Below are 18,995 nucleotides of genomic sequence, written 5' to 3' on the forward strand. Positions count from 1 at the left end.
AGCATTAAATAACGCTATAGATGGATTCGTAAAGGAGGGTGATTAAATGCTACTCGGAAAAACAATGGGGAAATTGTTTACACTATGTGAGTGGGTCATGAAATTAGCATATGTCAATTTACTATGGTTCCTCTTTACAATTGCAGGACTAGTCATATTTGGTTTTTTCCCTGCTACGGTAGCCCTTTTTACAATTGTTCGTAAATGGATCGTAAAAGAAACGGATCTCCCGATTTGGAGAACATTTCTAACGATCTTCCTGAAGGAATTTAAAAGTTCCAATAAACTTGGTTTGGTATTCATTCTTAGCGGAATCTTCTTAGCGTTTGATGTATTTTACATTCGAACGGTCGAAGGGGTGTTCCAATTTATATTAATCATCCCTTTATTAATCATTGCGGCAGTTTATTTAATGGTTTCCCTTTATATTTTCCCGCTATATGTACATTACGAATTTAAACTAAAAGACTATTTAAAAAATGCATTCTTTTTAAGTGTATTTCATTTTCACATTACTTTACTAATGCTAGTTAGTCTAATCGCTATCGTATTTTTGTTACTGTATCAGCCAGGACTAATTCCATTCTTTAGTGTTGTTTCAATTGCTTGGATTTTTATGTTCTGTGGTATGTATAGCTTTAGTCGAATAGATCAAAGACAAGGAAAGATTAGCAAGGTCTAAATGTAGAAATTATGACAGAACGGGGAATATAGATGAATACTTATGCTGAGGAAATCTCTTTTTTAGATGAACCGGCGATAAAAGCAGGTAATAGTGAATTGGAGATTATCATTATTCCCGGATGGGGATCAAACTTGATTTCCATGGTTCATAAAAAATCAAATACTGAGCTACTAAGAGTCCCTCAAACGAATGAGGAGTATTTGAATAATCCAGTTCTTTACGGTACTCCAATCCTGTTCCCTCCAAATCGAATCGATCAAGGTAAGTTTAGATTTGGCAAAAGAACGTATCAGTTTGATATTAATGAAATGGACAAGCAGAATCACATTCATGGTTTTGTTCACACAAGAAAGTGGAATATCTCGAGTGTAGAAGTTAATGAGCAAACAGTGAAAATTATAACTGAGTTTGATTCAAGTAAGCACGAAGATGTAATGGCTCAATTCCCGCACCATTTTGTAATAAGGATGAGCTTTATTCTGAATGATAATTTATTTGCAAAAAGAGCCGAAGTTATTAATAAAAGTAATGAAGTTTTGCCGTTTGGCTTTGGCTATCATACTAGTTTCGTATTCCCAGAAGAAACTTCAATCTTCAAGCTTCCAGTCGATAAACGTTGGAAACTAAATGATCGATTTTTACCTACTGGGGAATTAGAAGATATTGAGTACAAGTATGAATTGAGTGAAGGAATGAGCTTGTACGGGCTAGAGTTAGATGATGTTTTTCTATCTACTCCCAATGACAGTGGTCTACAGACGGCAAAAATAACGAACAAATCAACAGGAGTTGAGATTAATTACACTGTTGATCAAAGTTTTAAGCATTGGGTCGTTTATAACAAAGATGGGAGAAGCGGCTTTTTATGCCCAGAGCCCTACACATGGGTAACTAACGCTCCTAATCTTGAAGTAAATAGTGAATTGACTGGCTTACAAGGAATTATGCCAGATGATATGAAAGTATTGCGCACATGGATTGTTATTTCACATAAGTCATAAAATTTAAAACTACTATTTTAGGAGGAATTAAACATGAGTTACTTTACTAATATTAACAAAATTAAATTCGAAGGTCCTAAATCAAAAAATCCATTTTCATTTAAATATTATGATCCTCAAAGAATAGTTAACGGTCAAAAAATGGAGGATTTACTTCGTTTTTCAGTTGCTTACTGGCATACATTTACTGCAGATGGTTCAGATCCATTTGGAGCAGGTACAATGCAACGTCCTTGGAACCATTTAACGGGAATGAATCTTGCTAAAGCACGTGTAGAAGCATCATTTGAGTTTTATGAAAAGCTAGATGTACCTTTCTTCTGTTTCCATGATTCAGATGTTGCCCCTGAAGGAAATACATTAGGCGAAACTTATAAAAACCTAGATGTCATTGTAGAAATGATACAAGAATATATGAAAACAAGTAAAACAAAATTGCTTTGGAATACGGCAAATATGTTTACTCATCCTCGTTATGTAAATGGAGCCGCTACTTCTAATAACGCTGACGTATTTGCCTATTCAGCTGCAAAAGTGAAAAAAGGCTTAGAAATTGCAAAAGAGCTCGGTGCAATTAACTATGTATTCTGGGGTGGACGCGAAGGTTATGACACGCTTATGAATACAGATATGAAGCTGGAGCAAGACAATCTTGCGCGTTTCTTCCATATGGCTGTAGATTATGCAAAAGAAATCGGATTCGATGGTCAGTTCTTAATCGAACCAAAACCAAAAGAACCAACGAAGCATCAATATGACTTTGATGTGGCAACTGGACTAGCTTTCTTACAAGCTAATGGTTTAGAGAAACAGTTTAAATTCAATATTGAAGCGAATCATGCAACACTTGCTGGTCATACATTTGAGCATGAATTACGCGTTGCTCGAATTAACGGAATGCTTGGTTCAGTTGATGCAAACCAAGGTGATAAGTTAATTGGTTGGGATACAGATGAGTTCCCTACAGATCTTTATTCTACTACATTAGCAATGTATGAAATCTTAAAAAATGGCGGTTTAGGAAAAGGCGGCCTGAACTTTGATGCAAAAGTAAGAAGAGGATCATTTGATGTAGAAGATTTATTCCATGCACATATAGCTGGAATGGATAGCTTTGCAATTGGCACATTAGTAGCTAATAAACTAATTGAAGATAAAGTATTTGAAAGCTTTATTGAAGATCGTTATAGCAGCTTTACTTATGGTATTGGAAAAGAAATCGTAGAGAATAAAGCAAGTTTCCATACACTTGAAGCATATGCGTTAAATTTAAATGATATAAAAAATAAATCTGGTCGTGAAGAACGTCTGAAATCAGTGCTAAACCAATATTTATTAGAAGCGATTTCTGAGTTCGCAACAGTTTAAAAATCTTTTGACCATAAAATGTGCTGGGAAATTCATTATTTCCAGCACATTTTTCTCATACGATAGGCTCAAAAATAAAAAAAGGATGATTGTTATGAAATATGTAGTAGGGATTGATTTAGGTACAAGTGCCGTAAAAATTTTGTTAGTTAATCAGTCAGGTGAGGTATGCCATGAAGTATCTCGTTCCTATCCATTAATACATGAGAAATCAGGGTATAGTGAACAAGATCCAGAAGAATGGGTTGAAAAAACAATCGATGGTCTTGCCGAACTAGTTAGAGACTTTAATGGTCATCAAAATGATATACAAGGGATTAGTTTCTCAGGACAAATGCATGGTCTAGTGCTAATGAATAAAGAAAATGAAATCCTTCGTAATGCAATTTTATGGAATGACACAAGAACGACTAAGCAATGTGAGTTTATTAATGAAAAAGTGGGTAAAGAACGTTTACTTGATATAACGAAAAATCCAGCACTTGAAGGCTTTACTTTACCAAAGCTTTTATGGGTAAAAGAATTTGAACCAGAGATCTATCATCAGGCAGCGGTATTTTTATTACCTAAAGACTATCTTCGTTATCGTCTGACTGGAGAAATTCATACTGAATTCTCGGATGCTGCTGGAACATTGCTTTTAAACGTAAAAGAAAAGCGGTGGAGTGAAGAATTATGTACAAAACTCGATATTCCTTTCCATCTTTGCCCACCAATTATCGAGTCTCAGATTTGCGTTGGAACAATTACAAAAGAGGTTTCTGATTTGACCGGACTTAGTCGTGAAGTGAAAGTATTTGCAGGCGGAGCCGATAATGCATGTGGCGCAATTGGCTCAGGTATTTTAAAAGAAGGCAATACGCTTTGTAGTATTGGTACCTCAGGGGTTGTCCTTTCTTATGAAGAGCATGGTGAACACGACTTTAAAGGTAAAGTTCATTATTTTAACCATAGTAAAAAAGATGCTTTCTATTCAATGGGTGTAACGCTAGCCGCAGGATATTCACTAAGCTGGTTTAAAGATACTTTTGCTGAGAGTGTGAATTTCGAACAACTATTAGAGGATGTTGATCACGTTTCAATTGGATCGAATGGTTTAATATTTACTCCGTATTTGGTTGGTGAAAGAACGCCACATGCGGATTCAGTTATTAGAGGATGTTTTATTGGTATGGATGCAGCACATAAGAGAAGTGATTTTGCGAGAGCCGTTATGGAAGGTATTACTTTTTCATTGAACGAGTCAATTGAGATTTTCCGAAATAACGGTAAAAAAATTGATTCGATTATTTCAATTGGTGGCGGTGCAAAAAATCCTATATGGCTTCAAATGCAAGCAGATATTTTTAATGCAACAATTATTAAGCTTTCAAGCGAGCAAGGTCCAGGGATGGGTGCGGCGATGCTTGCTGCTTATGGATGTAATTGGTTCGAATCATTAGAGGTTTGTGCAGAGGAGTTCATAAAGCCAATCACTTCATATAAACCAGTTAGTGAGAACGTTAAACAATATGAAAAGCTTTATTCAATTTATAAGCAAGTTTATTCCAACACGAAGGAATTAAATAAAATGTTATCTGAATTTAGAAAGTAGTAAAAGACGGTATAAATAGCACTAGAGGGGGAGTTTTACTTGAATTATCGAGAACTTGGTAATACAGGTTTAATGATTAGTGAGGTTAGTTTTGGAACTTGGGCAATTGGTGGAGCATGGGGAAAAACAAATGATACTGAAGCTTTAAAATCCTTACAACAGGCAATCGATCAAGGTGTGAATTTTTTTGATACTGCAGATGTTTATGGTGACGGTCATAGCGAAGAACTACTGGCTAAAGCCACAAAAGGACTTGAAGACAAAATTTATATCGGAACAAAGTTTTGTCGAAAAGGTGATATTCATTCACCGGAAAATTACTCATATGAGGCAGTTAAGTCTTATTGCGAGGATAGTCTAAAACGCTTAAATCGAGATGTGATTGATTTATATCAAGTACATTGCCCAGCAACTGAAATTTTAAAGGATGGACATGTATTTAATGTACTTGACCGTTTAAAAAGTGAAGGGAAAATCCGCCATTACGGGGTTAGCGTTGAAACGGTTGAAGAAGGAATGATTTGTTTAGAGAACCCCAATGTGAAAAGCTTACAGGTTATCTTTAATATTTTTAGACAAAAGCCATTAGAAGTATTACTTCCGGAAGCTTATAAGCGTGGGGTTGGAATTCTTGTAAGATTACCGCTAGCAAGTGGACTCTTGTCCGGAAAGTATAAGGCTGATCATATTTTTGAAGAAGATGATCACCGAAACTTTAATGAAAATGGAGCGGCCTTTAATATCGGAGAGACATTTGCAGGCTTGGGCTTTAAAAAAGGAGTAGAATTGGCAAATCGGATTAACTGGATTGCTGAAGGAAGGTCATCAATGGCAAGTGCAGCACTTAGATGGATTTTAGATCAAAAGGAAATTACATGTGTCATTCCGGGATTTAGAAACCAAAGTCAAGTGAATGCCAATTTAGATGCAATGAATATACAATCTTTTTCGAAAGCTGAATTAGATCAATTAGAGCTTTTCTACCAAAAGAATGTTTCTGACTTTATCAAAGGTGCTAACTAAAAAAGTAAAGTATTGAACTATATAGATGCATATGGAGGAGTTTAAAATGGCTAAAATTAGTAATCCAATTTTGCCGGGATTTAATCCGGATCCAAGTATTTGCCGAGTAGGGGAAGATTATTATATTGCAGTTTCAACTTTTGAATGGTTTCCAGGAGTAGGAATCTATCACTCAAAGGATTTAAAGAATTGGCGTTTAGCATCAAGACCTTTGAATCGTTTAAGTCAATTAAACATGACAGGTAATCCAGATTCGGGCGGAATATGGGCTCCTGCATTATCTTATTGCGACGGACAGTTTTGGTTAATTTACACTGATGTAAAGGTAGTCGAAGGTCAATGGAAAGATTGTCACAACTATCTCGCAACATGTGAATCGATTGACGGAGAATGGTCGGATCCAATTTACTTAAATAGTACCGGCTTTGATCCTTCACTATTCCACGATGAGGATGGAAAAAAATATTTAGTTAATATGGTTTGGGATCATCGCGTAGGAAATCATCATTTTTATGGCATTTCACTACAAGAATACAGTGTAGAAGAACAGAAACTGATCGGAAAAGCAGAGGTTATTTTTAAAGGAACCGATATTAAACTGACGGAAGCACCTCATTTATATAAAATGAATGGTTACTATTACTTACTAACGGCAGAAGGCGGTACGAAATATGATCACCAAGCTACAATTGCTAGGTCAAAACAGTTAATGGGCCCATACGAAGTACACCCAGAAAATCCGTTAATTTCGTCATTCCATGCACCAAGAATTCCACTTCAAAAAGCAGGACATGCATCCATTGTTCAAACGCATACAGATGAATGGTTCCTAGTACATTTAACAGGAAGACCATTGCCAAGAGAAGGTCAACCGTTGTTAGATCCAAGAGGTTTCTGTCCTCTAGGAAGAGAAACGGCTATACAAAGGCTTGAGTGGAAAAATGATTGGCCGTATGTCGTTGGAGGGAACAGTCCTTCACTGGAAATAGAGGGACCAAAAATAGATGAAGTAAAATGGGAAAGTGATTACCCTGTGATGGATGACTTTAACTCAGAAATCTTAAACCCTCACTTTCAAAACTTGAGAATTCCATTAGGAGAGAATATCGTTTCACTAAAAGACAATCCAGGGCATCTACGTCTTTACGGAAGAGAATCCCTAACATCTAAGTTTACTCAGTCATTTATAGCAAGACGTTGGCAACATTTTAACTTTACTGCAGAAACAAAAGTAGCATTTAATCCGAATACATTCCATCAATCTGCTGGTTTAGTAAATTATTACAACACTCAAAACTGGACTTCATGTCAAATTACTTGGAATGAAGAAAAGGGCAGAATTCTTGAATTAGTAACATGTGATAATTTTAAGTTCGATCAACCTCTTCAAGGAAAAGAAATTATCATTCCAGAACAAGTTGAATATGTGTATCTTCGAGTAGATGTGAAAACAAATGTGTACGAGTACTCTTACTCATTCGATGGAGAAGAATGGACAGCAATACCTGTAACACTTAATTCATATAAACTGTCTGATGATTATATTCAAGGCGGCGGATTCTTTACAGGTGCATTCGTTGGAATGCAATGTCAGGATACGACTGGTCAAGGGCTTCATGCGGATTTCGATTATTTTATTTATAAGAGATAATAAGAAATGTCCCTGAAGGTTATTTTAACTAATCTTAGGGACATTTTCTTTTGTATGTTACTTAAAATTATTAATACTAAATGGATAGTGAAGTTTTTATTAATAGTAAATTCTTACGGCTTCATCGTCTAAGTGCATTAAACGTAGTTGCTTTGAAAGATAATTTTTTACTTCGATGGTTAAATAGAATATTTTTGTCCTTTTTCAGGGCTAAGCTGCTATAACAGGTCTTATAGAATGTTAAAATAGAAAACGGACATTATGAATATTTATTAATGATTAAATTATTACTTTTTGGATGAATGGTTTTAAATGTTAATATGTTTGAGCAAATTTGATCATTCCAATAACACTAGCAATATTTTTTTCGGATGTTAAAAATTTAATGAGCTATTTTTAGAAAAAAATTCAGTTGGTAAGTTAATTTATAAGGTTGTTTTTCAACAACGTAAAAAAGTTCAACCATAACAACGGTTGAACTTTTTTAGTTTCTTTCTTAGTTCTCTGCTAACTTTTTCTTAAAGTTATTACTAGTATTAGTATTTTCTTTCACTACAGGTTCCTCTGCAGCTGTTGAACGTTTGATAAAGAATGCAAGAACTAGTGCTACTGCGGCAACGAATACCGTCACATAAAATGAGAAGTTAATTCCTTCTAACATTGCCTTCATTGAGATCTCTTGCTTAATTTGAGCAAGCATTTCAGGTGTAGGTTTACTAGTCACATGCTTCATCGCTTCAGCAGCAAGCTCTTTAGCTTTTGATTCAGTACGATTCGACATTACTGTTACGAGTAAAGCTGTACCAATCGCACCAGATACTTGCTGTAAAGTATTATTCATCGCAGTACCATGTGGATAGAATCGTCTTGGTAATTGATTTAACCCATTTGTCGATACTGGCATCATAACCATCGACATACCGAACATACGTAATGAGTATAAAATGATAATATGCGTATAAGTTGTATCCATTGTTAACTTACTTAAGAAATACGTAGTAACAGTCATAATCGCTAAACCAGTTACTGCAAGTATTCTTCCGCCAATTTTATCAAATAATTTACCCGTAATTGGCGACATAATTGCCATTAATAAAGCACCTGGTAACAGCATTAAGCCTGCATCAAATGGTTTAATGCCTCGAAGCGTTTGAGTATAAATCGGTAAAAGCATCATTGCTGAAAACATAGCCATTGTAACTACAATTGAAATCGCTGATGATAAAGCAAACATAGGGTAGCGATAAATTCTAAAGTTTAACATTGGCGTATCAAGTTTTAATTGACGTACGATAAATAGTACTAATGAAATAACCCCTACAATTAATGTAACGTAAGCTTCTGGACTATCCCATCCTTTTGTTCCGGCAGTACTAAAACCGTACAATAATCCACCAAAACCTATACTTGATAAAAGAACAGAGAAAAGGTCGATCGTACTATTTGATTTCTCTTTTTTATCTTTAAGTAAGAAAAAGCCAATAATTAAAATCGTCAATGCAATCGGTGAAACAACATGGAAAAGCATTCTCCAGTCATAATGTTCAATAATCCACCCAGATAATGTTGGTCCGATCGCTGGTGCACCCATCATTACTAAACCAAAGAAGCCCATTGCAGTTCCTCGTTTTTCAACAGGGAAGCTAGTTAGCATAACATTCATTAATAATGGCATTAAAATAGCCGAACCAGAAGCTTGAATCATACGGCCCGCTAATAATAAAGGAAATACATGTGCAAATCCTGCTGTTAAAGTACCGATATTAAATAAAAGTAGTGCAGTTATAAATAAATGTCTAACAGAATATTTTTGGATCAAAAAAGCAGTAGTCGGAATTAAAATTCCATTAACTAGCATATATCCAGTTGAAAGCCATTGAACAGTCGAAGGCTCAACGTCCAAATCCTTCATAATAGAAGGTAAAGCAATATTAAGTAAAGTATTGTTTAAGAACGCAATAAAAGCCCCAATCATTAGGATTGTAATAATCCCATATGGTGGGCGAACCGATTTATTCATGGAATGATCCATGATTTCCCCTCCTTTGTACATCTAGTTCAATTTTTTGAACTGTGTTTCCATCTTCTATATAAGATAATATGATATACCATTCATTCATTAGATGCAATTATAATAACCATTAGAAATCTTTAATAAACTAATCAGATATTTACTAGTTAAAAATGTTAAAATAATGTACTATGTTTTTTAAGCAGTAATTAACTAGAACCAAGGTGATTATATGAATGATCGTAAACAGCATGTTGTAAAAATAGCTCATGAATTGTTTATTGAAAAAGGATTTCAAGCAACGTCAATTCAAGACATATTAGACTGTAGCGGTATATCTAAAGGTACATTTTATAATTATTTTTCGTCAAAAAGTGATTTAGTAGTCGCATTATTTAATATGATTTATAAAAAACTTGAGCATGAAAGAAATGAGTTGTTGATCGGACAGAGCCCTTCGAATATTGAAATTTTCATTAAACAAATAACTTTATTAATGGAGGCAAATAGAGATAATAAACTAATTTCTCTATTTGAAGAAGTAATTTATATAAATGACTTAGATATTAAACAGTTCATAAGAGAAGGTAATTTTAAGACATTAAATTGGGTGTATACACGTTTTTTAGACATTTTTGGCAGTGAGAAGAAAGACTTTTTATTAGATAGTGCCATTATGTTTTTAGGAATAATACACCATAATGTGAGATACTATGACCTCGCCAAAGATATGAATATTAGTATGGAACATGTTGTCCGATATAGTGTAAAACGTATCATTAAGATTGTTGAGGATGTTGAGGAATCTGGTGAGCAATTATTCAATTTGGGGCTATTAGATAAATGGTTACCAGTAAGAAAGACCGAAGAAAATCTTCAACAAAAGCTTTGTAGTATTATTTGTACAATGAAAAAATCAGCATTAAATAGTAATGAACAGCAAAAGTACAATGAGTTACTAGATTTTTTACAAAATGAATTATTGCAGTCAAAAACACCACGAAAATATTTAATTGAGAGTGCTCTAGTATCCTTAAACGAAGGGAAAAAGTTACTAGGAGAAAAAGAACTACAAAGGCTGAATGAACTGATCGACATTAATTTTATTCAACATGTTAAATAACCTATTTAATGAAAGAAAACCATCCTTTAGCAATTAAGCTTAGGATGGTTTTCTTTTGTTTAAAAAGATTAGTTCAAATATTACTATAGCTAAGTTGTTTTTTCCCTTGAAACTCTTCAATTAGAGAAGTTCAATATAACTTTCGTCCACTTTTATGAAGAAAAACCAGCTTAAAATCAGTATAAATGTCGTTATTATACTTTTTTTACCATTAATTGACAAAAAATTCTGAATTAATGATATACTTTCTTTTATAAATGAAAAAGGAGGTATCTTTTGTTGTGAAATCTTTAAAATCAATAGTTGTTTGGGGATTAATTTCAATACTTGGAGCTTTCTGTTTTTCTGTTTTAGCTTTAAAAAGAGGGGAAACAATAAATGCAATTTGGCTCCTCACAGCGGCAGTTTGTACATATGCAGTGGCTTATCGTTTTTATAGTAAGTTTATTGCAGATAAAGTGTTTAAACTTGATGAAACTCGTAAAACACCTGCCGAAATTAATAACGACGGTAAAGACTTTGTACCGACGAATAAGTGGGTATTATTTGGCCATCATTTTGCAGCGATCGCAGGGGCTGGACCTCTAGTTGGACCAATTTTAGCTGCGCAAATGGGTTATTTACCCGGAACAATTTGGATTATTGTAGGAGTTGTATTTGCTGGCGCAGTACAGGATTTTGTTATATTAGCTGCTTCGACGCGTAGAAATGGTAAATCACTAGGTGAAATGATTAAAGAAGAGATCGGTCCTATAACAGGGGTTATCGCTTTAATAGGTATTTTAGGAATTATGGTTATTTTATTAGCTGTTTTAGCCCTTGTTGTAGTTAAAGCACTTGCGGGAAGTCCGTGGGGAATGTTTACGATTGCGGCAACAATTCCAATCGCACTTTTCATGGGGATATATATGCGATACATACGTCCAGGCCGAGTAGGAGAAGGGTCTTTTATTGGTGTGATTTTATTACTAATTTCATTATATGCGGGACAATATGTAGCAGAAAGTCCAACATTAGCGGCAATGTTTACGTTTAAGGGAGAAACGATTGCCCTTATGTTAATTGGTTACGGGTTTATAGCATCAGTACTTCCAGTTTGGCTATTACTAGCTCCACGTGATTATTTAAGCACATTTTTAAAGGTTGGAACGATTTTAGCTTTAGCAATTGGCATTATTATTGTAGCACCGGATTTACAAATGCCGGCCGTTACAAAATTTATTGACGGAACAGGACCAGTATTTGCTGGAAATTTATTTCCATTTTTATTTATAACAATTGCTTGTGGATCTGTTTCTGGATTCCACGCATTAGTTGCTTCAGGTACTACCCCTAAAATGATTGAGCGTGAAACGCATGCACGTGCCATTGGTTATGGTGCTATGTTAACGGAGTCTTTTGTAGCAGTAATGGCTATGATTGCTGCTTGTTTATTAACTCCAGGAGCATATTTTGCCATCAATAGCCCACCTGCCATAATTGGAACTGACGTAAATCAAGTGGCTCAAGTAGTTTCAAGCTGGGGCTTTACAATAGCTCCAAATGATTTGAGCACGCTAGCCAAAGACGTAGGTGAACAAACAATCCTTTCTCGTACTGGTGGGGCACCAACTTTAGCAATCGGCATGGCGGCACTCTTCTCTAAAGTAATCGGTGGTAAGGCATTAATGGCTTTCTGGTATCACTTTGCTATTTTATTTGAAGCTTTATTTATTTTAACAACAATTGATGCTGGAACTAGGATTGGCCGTTATATGACGCAGGATATTTTAGGCAATGTGTATAAGCCATTTGGAAAAACGGATTCACTTCCTGCGAACTTAATTGCGACAGCCATTTGCGTTTTTGGCTGGGGGTATTTCCTTTACCAAGGAGTTATTGATCCGCTTGGAGGTATTAATACTTTATGGCCATTATTCGGAATTGCAAATCAAATGCTCGCCGCGATTGCATTATTGCTAGGCACAACTATATTACTGAAAATGGGGAAAAAGGCATATGCATGGATTACATTAGTGCCAACGATTTGGATCTTAATCGTAACAATGACTGCTGGTTGGCAAAAGCTGTTTCATGCATTACCAAAAATAGGATTTTTAGCGCATGCTAAAATTTTTAAAGATGGTTTAGATGCTGGCAAAATCCTTGCACCGGCAGCTAGTAAAGCACAAATGAATCAAATTATTTTAAATGACTATATTGACGCAACGATTTGTGGAGTATTTATGGTGATTGTGCTTTTAGTTCTAATTGCTTCGGTTCGAAATTGGATAAATATATTGTCCAATAAACCAATAAAATTACATGAAACTCCGTATATTAAACGCGAAGAAAGTGAACCGAAAAATTATGCATTATAAAGTGAAGGAGTTCAAAAAATATTATAAACAGTTTATTAGTTTATTAGTAGGTGTACCAAGCTATGAGAAATATGTTGAACATATGAAAACACAACACCCTGATCAACCAATTCAATCTAGAAAAGAGTTCTTTATCGAAGCACAAGAGTCACGTTTTAATTCTAAAGGCGGTAAAGTTACTCGTTGTTGTTAAAGTAACATCAAAATGATCTAATAAGCGAAGAAAATCCACAAGAGAAATAATCTTGTGGATTTTTTTTTCTATTTATTATCTCTACGATATAAATCCATCGTTTTATAACCAGCACCTAGGGCCATTTTCATTTCTTCTCGTCTTTTTGTTTTCGTTGCTTCTTGCTTAGCGCTATAGACGTGTCGTGCCCAATCTTTACGATACCCAGGAGTTAGAGACTTATAAATCGTAAGTAATTCAGGAGAATCTTCTAAATCCTTTTCGACGTTTGGAATCATTTCGATATAATCATCTACGCATTGACTTGCTTTTGCTGAGTTCATAGCTTTTGTTTTTGATTCGTCTTTTAATCCAACAACCGTAAAGACGTCATCCAGTCCAACCATACGAGCAAACTTAATTGTACTTGAACCAATATAGCCGCTCTCATCAGCACCTAATCCCTCAAATAAATCATCACGATGAATATAAGTCGGATATACTTTGTTGCCTTTTTTAGGGTAGGCAATAAAAATATAGCCATTCTTATCTAAATAATGATTTCGGGTAATCTTTGTTACTAGTTCTTTAAGCGAGTCCATATCAAGTACAAAAGCAAATATTAGATCATAAGGATGATTTAATAGATCCGTATCAAAATGTGGTAAATCTGCAAAATAATTTGCATCACTTGGCTGATTTAAAACGGTAGCTTTTTTATACTTTTTTAAGTTTAGTTTTTCAACAATCGTTTTCGTCATCCCGATCCACCTTTAAAGTAGTATGTATAAGGTTATTATAAATCAAAATAAGTAAAAAAAATAATAGAAGCTCAGATAGAGCTTCTATTATTTAGAGTAGGGAATAGGGATTATAAAAGTTTAAAGAGCTTCTTTAATCACTTTTTTATAATAAAGAACGGATAAAAGACCAAACACAGAGTATAAAACCGCATATAAAACCATGACGATAATCATTGGTGTCCACACTTCAGCACCAAATAAGAACCATCCAGATTGAACGGCAAAATAGCTATGAACTAGTCCGACTACTAATGGGATACCAAAATTAAACAATTGCTTAGAGCGTATACCTCTTAATAAGTCTCTACGGGAGAAACCTAGTTTGCGCAAAATTGTATAATTTGGTTTTTCGTCAACACTTTCATCCATTTGTTTAAAGTATAAAATACATCCTGATGTCATTAAGAACGTTAGTCCTAAAAATCCTACGATGAACATAATAAGACCCATATTTGCTTTCTGACTTTTAACGATTTCAAGTCGAGAATCATTAGGATAATTCTTTTCAAGTTGATGGTCCACAAAAATATTATTTGCTTTTTCGATTAGTTTTTCATCACTTATATTAATTCCATTGTAGACAGTAGAATCTTTTTGAATTGATGGATCAAGATTCTGTTTTAACGTTTTAAATACTTGATCGTCCACTATGACAGTAGGAAATCCGCCATTTGTGAAGTAGGAAGGTATAATCTTTTCACGTTTTAATCCTAAATAGTTAAGGTTAAACTTTTTCTTGTTGCTAGTTAATTCAATATGCCCTGAATCCTTTAAGGTCATAAATTTTTGAAGCATATCATCGTATCCAGTAAATAACACTTCATTTGAAGCAAGGTTTAGTTTAACTGACTTTTCACTTACGACCGCAAGTGGAAACTTGTCTGCATCCTTCATCATGCCTTCTAACTCTTTATCGAGTATATTCTTTATATTTGCATTAACTTGAATAACCTCGGTGTGTTTTTCTCTATATTTAATACCATTTTTATCTAGCGCAGATGTGAAAGTTTGTAAATCCTTTTTATTATTTAAGAAAAAATCAGCAGGGACGTGGCTCTCAGCTGTCTTTTCTGCAGAATAATAAGATATATAGCTTAAAGATAATAAGCCAATCGCTAGTGCTGAAACAGTTGTAATAATAGTTAGTAATAAGGCATTAGACTTCATTCTAAACATAATTGAAGATAAAGAGAGAACATCATTAATATTTAAATAGCCATTTTTCTTTTTACGAACGATATTTAAAATAAAACGAACCGAACTTTTATACACTAAATAAGTTCCAATAATGACTGACGCTAAAATATAAATCATTACCGAAAATAGTTGAGTCATAGTAGTAAAATCGCCATCAAATAATTTTGATGATAGAAAATAACCTGAGATTATTAATAAAATACCTAAAACTCCAATAGAAATCTCGAAAATAGACATTTTTTTAAGCTTTCCTTCAGTCGATGAGACTACTCGGAATAAAGATAAAATAGTTTGTCTTTTAATAAAAGCATAATTCATTAACATAATGAACGCGTAAATGACGACAAATACTATTAATGTTCGTACTAATGCTTGTGAAGAAAAATGTAAATTAGCAATCGCTTTAACTCCTACGATTTTATATAGAACCATAACGATCAGCCTTGAAATAGAAAAACCCACTAAGACACCAAGAACCAATGAACTAAAATATAGAATACAATTTTCAACTGTTAAAATACCGAAAATCCTGTTTTTAGTCATTCCGATTAATTGGAACAAACCAATTTCTTTACTTCTTCTTTTTATAAAAATCATATTTGCATATAAAAGGAATATCGAAACGATCGCAACAAGTAAAATCGACGCTGAGCGAATTGCAGCAGCTCCTTTAATCGAACCTTTTGTCGCATCCATTGAGGGATCATACTGCAGTGTAACAAATGAGAAATATAAAGCAGCACTAAATATTAAAGCAAAAACATATAGATAATAGTTTTTTAAATTCTTTTTTAAATTTCGGAATATCAAATGATTAATGCTCATGGTGAACACCACCTAATACACCTTGAGTTTTCATGATATCTTTAAAGAAATTTTGTCTCGTTTCATCACCTTTGTGTAGTTGTGAATAGATTTGTCCATCTTTAATAAAGACAACTCGATTGCAAAAGCTTGCTGCTACTGGATCATGTGTAACCATTACAATTGTCGCGTTTCTTTTCTCGTTTAGTTCGCTTAGTTTATTTAATAAATCTGAAGCAGATTTTGAATCTAATGCACCTGTAGGTTCATCAGCGAAAATAATACTAGGTTCATGAATAAATGCTCTAGCGGCTGAAGTACGCTGTTTTTGTCCCCCAGAGATTTCGTTAGGATACTTATCTTTTAATTCGTAAATACCAAGCTCTTTAGCGATTACATCAAACTTTTGATTGGCTTCACTTGGTGACGTTTTTGTTATTGATAAAGGTAGAAGAATATTTTCTTTTACAGTTAATGTGTCTAGTAAGTTGTATTCCTGAAAAATAAAGCCTAAATAGTATTTACGAAATTCTGCTAATTGCTTTTCTCTCATATCCGTTATATCTTTACCTTCAATTGCAATCGTTCCACTATTAATCTTATCGATCGAAGAAAGAACGTTTAGTAAAGTTGTTTTACCAGATCCAGATGGCCCCATGATACTAACAAATTCACCTTTTTCGATGTTTATATTAATGCCACTTAACACTTCTTGTTTATTAAATTTATTACCGTAACTTTTATGAATTTTATTTGCTTCTAAAATATTCAATTCATACACTCCCTTATTTTCATTCGATAAAATTAGTATAAATGGTTACATAGACCGTTTCCTTTGATTAACCGAACAATAAACAAAAGCATGTGACAATTTTGTCACATGCTTGTTATTTTTACAAATTCATTTCGTTTAGGGAATGTTAGCGTGAAAATTGAACCTTTATCTAACTCAGACTTTACTTGGAAAGTAATATGTAGTGACTGGGCAGCTTTCTTTGCTAAATATAACCCCATCCCTGTAGAGGCATTGTCTTGATGCTGAAACGTAGAAGTAAATCCTTTTTCAAAAATTCGCGGCAAATCTTTTGAATGAATACCACGACCAAAGTCTTCAATTTCAAGAATCACATGCTCATTAATTTGCTTACTTATAATCCGAATGTCTGAGGATGTACTATATTTCACTGCATTTGTTAATAGCTGCCGTAGTATATAGGATAGCCATTTAGCATCACTGAATACTTCTAGCTCCTCTAATTCAATGTCAAATCCAATCCCTTTATGTATACACCATGATTGCAAAGTTTTAATCTCTGGATAAATGACATCTTCCAGCTCAATTTTTTCTATATAAAGATCATTTTCAATAAAAGGTATTCTTTTTTGGTGAAGCTGTTGATCTAATAATAGGTGAATACGTAGCCATTCATATGTTAAATTTGACTTTAACTTTTCATCCTTCATACGATCAATCATTAAGTGCATTGCTGTTAAAGGCGTTTTTACTTCATGGATCCATGATAGGAGCTCATCTTTTTCTTGCTCTAAATAAGTTTGATTTTGAATAGCAATTTTTTTTAATAAGCTTGTTTGATTTGTTAAACTGTTTTCAACAATTTCTTCAAATGGGCTATTTGACTCTTCAATTCCCGTCAAATCAAGGTTATCCTCACGTTCAACAAGACTTTTATAAAATTTTATTTCTTTAGGATATCGAATGACTAAAAAAATGATAAACAATAATAGTGATAGAAAGACAATGTAAAGTAATGATTTTAAAGGAATTGACAAATCAATAAATGAAACAAATACAATGAGTACTTGTGTTAGTAGAAAAAAAAGAATCCAACTAAATCGCTCAATTAGAAATGTTTTAATCATTAAATCTCCTCTTCTAAAGCAATATATCCTTGACCAACCTTAGTTTCAATAAATTGTCCTAATTCTATTTCATCTAGTCTTTTACGCAATCGATTTACGTTTACTGTTAAGGTGTTATCACTAATAAATCGCTTATCATCCCAAAGGGCATTAATTAAATCCTCGCGACTTACGATTTTATTTTTTTGTTCAATTAGCAGTTTTAAAATATAGATCTCATTCTTTGTAAGTTCAATTGCACCATTTTCATTTGATACAGTATTTTTTTCATAGTCCACGGTTGCACCACACCAAGTTTTAAGTGCAATTTTTTCGGTATTATAATTATAGACGCGTCTAAGAGTAGCCTGGATTTTTGCAATTAGTACATCAAAATGGAATGGCTTTTGTATAAAATCATCTGCTCCAAGCTGCATCGACATGACCATATCTGAAGGGTGATCTCTTGAAGATAAAAAGATAATAGGTACGTTTGAATGGGAACGAATCATCCGACACCAATGGAATCCATCGTATTTTGGCAGTTGTATATCAATGATGACTAAATCTGGTTTTATCTCTGTAAATTCTTGGATTACCTTACTAAAGTCTGTGATCCCATAAACCTCGTAGGACCATCCTGATAGCCGATCTTTAATCTCAGTGAATAGAGAAGAATCATCTTCAATGAGTAATAGTTTAAACAAATGGTTTCACCACACTTCTTATTTACTTTCCATTAATTGTAAAATAAAAACAAATTAAGTGCCATAAACGAATATAGTATTTACCTGAATAAAAAAAGTACACTGTATTTTATACAGTGCACTTTAAAGTGATTTTTTATCGATTATCAATTTTCTCAGGATATAAATCATGGTTCATCATGCGATGTTCAGCCATTTTTTCGTATTTCGTACCTGGGCGACCATAGTTGCAGTATGGGTCAATTGAAATTCCACCACGTGGAGTGAATTTTCCCCAAACTTCAATATATCGAGGATCCATTAATTCAATTAGATCATCCATAATGATATTCATGCAATCTTCATGGAAGTCACCATGATTACGGAAGCTAAAGAAGTATAGTTTTAATGATTTACTTTCAACCATTTTCTTTTCAGGAATATAGCTAATATAAATTGTCGCAAAATCAGGTTGACCAGTTTTTGGACAAAGTGAAGTAAACTCAGGGAAATTAAACTTTACGAAATAATCACGATTTGGGTGAGTATTATCAAATGTTTCTAATATTCCTGGATCATATTCAAATAAATATTTTGTGTTGTTGCTGCCAAGTAATGATACTTCTTCTAGTGAACCTTTTGATCTTCCTACCATGT

General features: G+C 33.8%; 16 protein-coding genes. 9 read left to right on the forward strand and 7 right to left on the reverse strand.

Annotation, left to right across the window (positions count from 1 at the left end; translation table 11 throughout):
• The first annotated feature begins 46 nt into the window (after positions 1-46).
• The 6 genes from ACFWM3_RS06165 to ACFWM3_RS06190 all read left to right on the forward strand — a co-directional run bounded on the left by ACFWM3_RS06165 (position 47) and on the right by ACFWM3_RS06190 (position 7,322).
• A complete protein-coding gene (locus ACFWM3_RS06165) occupies positions 47-682 on the forward strand; it encodes a YesL family protein (protein WP_390310724.1) in 636 nt (211 codons plus the stop codon).
• A gap of 32 nt (positions 683-714) precedes the next feature.
• A complete protein-coding gene (locus tag ACFWM3_RS06170) occupies positions 715-1,686 on the forward strand; it encodes an aldose 1-epimerase (RefSeq protein ID WP_056467272.1) in 972 nt (323 codons plus the stop codon).
• A gap of 33 nt (positions 1,687-1,719) precedes the next feature.
• A complete protein-coding gene (gene xylA, locus ACFWM3_RS06175) occupies positions 1,720-3,054 on the forward strand; it encodes a xylose isomerase (RefSeq protein WP_390310727.1) in 1,335 nt (444 codons plus the stop codon).
• A 94-nt stretch (positions 3,055-3,148) separates the two neighbouring features.
• Positions 3,149-4,648, forward strand: coding sequence for a xylulokinase (gene xylB / locus ACFWM3_RS06180; protein ID WP_390310728.1), 1,500 nt, complete (start codon positions 3,149-3,151; stop codon positions 4,646-4,648).
• A gap of 39 nt (positions 4,649-4,687) precedes the next feature.
• A complete protein-coding gene (locus tag ACFWM3_RS06185; RefSeq protein WP_390310729.1) occupies positions 4,688-5,671 on the forward strand; it encodes an aldo/keto reductase in 984 nt (327 codons plus the stop codon).
• Positions 5,672-5,717: 46 nt separating this feature from the next.
• Positions 5,718-7,322, forward strand: coding sequence for a glycoside hydrolase family 43 protein (locus ACFWM3_RS06190; RefSeq protein WP_390310730.1), 1,605 nt, complete (start codon positions 5,718-5,720; stop codon positions 7,320-7,322).
• Between the two features lie 496 nt (positions 7,323-7,818).
• Here ACFWM3_RS06190 and ACFWM3_RS06195 read toward each other — a convergent pair whose 3' ends face one another.
• Entirely contained in the window at positions 7,819-9,354 is a 1,536-nt protein-coding gene (locus ACFWM3_RS06195; protein ID WP_056467286.1) for a DHA2 family efflux MFS transporter permease subunit, read from the reverse strand.
• Between the two features lie 211 nt (positions 9,355-9,565).
• On the opposite strand from ACFWM3_RS06195, the gene ACFWM3_RS06200 reads away from it, so the two are divergent.
• The 3 genes from ACFWM3_RS06200 (at position 9,566) to ACFWM3_RS06210 (ending at position 13,009) form a co-directional block, all read left to right on the forward strand.
• The gene (locus ACFWM3_RS06200) at positions 9,566-10,456 is read left to right on the forward strand and encodes a TetR/AcrR family transcriptional regulator (protein WP_390310731.1); all 891 of its coding nucleotides are present in this window, start codon (positions 9,566-9,568) and stop codon (positions 10,454-10,456) included.
• Positions 10,457-10,713: 257 nt separating this feature from the next.
• On the forward strand, positions 10,714-12,816 hold the full coding sequence (locus tag ACFWM3_RS06205; protein ID WP_429898723.1) for a carbon starvation CstA family protein: 2,103 nt from the start codon (positions 10,714-10,716) through the stop codon (positions 12,814-12,816).
• Positions 12,806-13,009 carry a YbdD/YjiX family protein gene (locus ACFWM3_RS06210; protein WP_056469068.1) on the forward strand — a complete coding sequence of 68 codons (204 nt, stop codon included), beginning with the start codon at positions 12,806-12,808 and terminating at the stop codon, positions 13,007-13,009. Before ACFWM3_RS06205 ends, ACFWM3_RS06210 begins: the two co-directional genes overlap by 11 nt.
• A gap of 68 nt (positions 13,010-13,077) precedes the next feature.
• Here the strand turns inward: ACFWM3_RS06210 and ACFWM3_RS06215 are convergent, their stop codons facing one another.
• The 6 genes from ACFWM3_RS06215 to queF all read right to left on the reverse strand — a co-directional run bounded on the left by ACFWM3_RS06215 (position 13,078) and on the right by queF (position 18,993).
• Complete coding sequence (locus ACFWM3_RS06215) at positions 13,078-13,749, reverse strand: YdeI/OmpD-associated family protein (protein WP_390310734.1); 672 nt, start codon at positions 13,747-13,749, stop codon at positions 13,078-13,080.
• A gap of 120 nt (positions 13,750-13,869) precedes the next feature.
• Entirely contained in the window at positions 13,870-15,813 is a 1,944-nt protein-coding gene (locus ACFWM3_RS06220) for an FtsX-like permease family protein (protein ID WP_390310736.1), read from the reverse strand.
• Positions 15,803-16,564 carry an ABC transporter ATP-binding protein gene (locus tag ACFWM3_RS06225; protein WP_098426301.1) on the reverse strand — a complete coding sequence of 254 codons (762 nt, stop codon included), beginning with the start codon at positions 16,562-16,564 and terminating at the stop codon, positions 15,803-15,805. The genes ACFWM3_RS06220 and ACFWM3_RS06225 overlap by 11 nt, the downstream gene beginning before the upstream one ends.
• Positions 16,565-16,668: 104 nt before the next feature.
• The gene (locus ACFWM3_RS06230; RefSeq protein WP_390310738.1) at positions 16,669-17,673 is read right to left on the reverse strand and encodes a sensor histidine kinase; all 1,005 of its coding nucleotides are present in this window, start codon (positions 17,671-17,673) and stop codon (positions 16,669-16,671) included.
• Positions 17,673-18,359, reverse strand: a complete 687-nt coding sequence (locus tag ACFWM3_RS06235; RefSeq protein WP_056469083.1) for a response regulator transcription factor — start codon at positions 18,357-18,359, stop codon at positions 17,673-17,675. The genes ACFWM3_RS06230 and ACFWM3_RS06235 overlap by 1 nt, the downstream gene beginning before the upstream one ends.
• A 136-nt stretch (positions 18,360-18,495) precedes the next feature.
• Entirely contained in the window at positions 18,496-18,993 is a 498-nt protein-coding gene (gene queF, locus ACFWM3_RS06240; protein WP_390310741.1) for a preQ(1) synthase, read from the reverse strand.
• Between the last annotated feature and the right edge of the window lie 2 nt (positions 18,994-18,995).

The sequence above is a fragment of the Gottfriedia sp. NPDC058432 genome (assembly GCF_042721555.1).
Classification (GTDB): domain Bacteria; phylum Bacillota; class Bacilli; order Bacillales; family Bacillaceae_G; genus Gottfriedia.

What these genes read in the sequence shown, in the direction of transcription:
- ACFWM3_RS06165 (WP_390310724.1), top strand. Translation starts at nt 47, where the DNA reads ATGCTACTCGGAAAAACAATGGGGAAATTGTTTACACTATGTGAGTGG.
- ACFWM3_RS06170 (WP_056467272.1), top strand. Translation starts at nt 715, where the DNA reads ATGAATACTTATGCTGAGGAAATCTCTTTTTTAGATGAACCGGCGATA.
- xylA (WP_390310727.1), top strand. Translation starts at nt 1,720, where the DNA reads ATGAGTTACTTTACTAATATTAACAAAATTAAATTCGAAGGTCCTAAA.
- xylB (WP_390310728.1), top strand. Translation starts at nt 3,149, where the DNA reads ATGAAATATGTAGTAGGGATTGATTTAGGTACAAGTGCCGTAAAAATT.
- ACFWM3_RS06190 (WP_390310730.1), top strand. Translation starts at nt 5,718, where the DNA reads ATGGCTAAAATTAGTAATCCAATTTTGCCGGGATTTAATCCGGATCCA.
- ACFWM3_RS06195 (WP_056467286.1), bottom strand. Translation starts at nt 9,354, where the DNA reads ATGGATCATTCCATGAATAAATCGGTTCGCCCACCATATGGGATTATT.
- ACFWM3_RS06200 (WP_390310731.1), top strand. Translation starts at nt 9,566, where the DNA reads ATGAATGATCGTAAACAGCATGTTGTAAAAATAGCTCATGAATTGTTT.
- ACFWM3_RS06205 (WP_429898723.1), top strand. Translation starts at nt 10,714, where the DNA reads ATGAAAAAGGAGGTATCTTTTGTTGTGAAATCTTTAAAATCAATAGTT.
- ACFWM3_RS06210 (WP_056469068.1), top strand. Translation starts at nt 12,806, where the DNA reads ATGCATTATAAAGTGAAGGAGTTCAAAAAATATTATAAACAGTTTATT.
- ACFWM3_RS06215 (WP_390310734.1), bottom strand. Translation starts at nt 13,749, where the DNA reads ATGACGAAAACGATTGTTGAAAAACTAAACTTAAAAAAGTATAAAAAA.
- ACFWM3_RS06220 (WP_390310736.1), bottom strand. Translation starts at nt 15,813, where the DNA reads ATGAGCATTAATCATTTGATATTCCGAAATTTAAAAAAGAATTTAAAA.
- ACFWM3_RS06230 (WP_390310738.1), bottom strand. Translation starts at nt 17,673, where the DNA reads ATGATTAAAACATTTCTAATTGAGCGATTTAGTTGGATTCTTTTTTTT.
- queF (WP_390310741.1), bottom strand. Translation starts at nt 18,993, where the DNA reads ATGGTAGGAAGATCAAAAGGTTCACTAGAAGAAGTATCATTACTTGGC.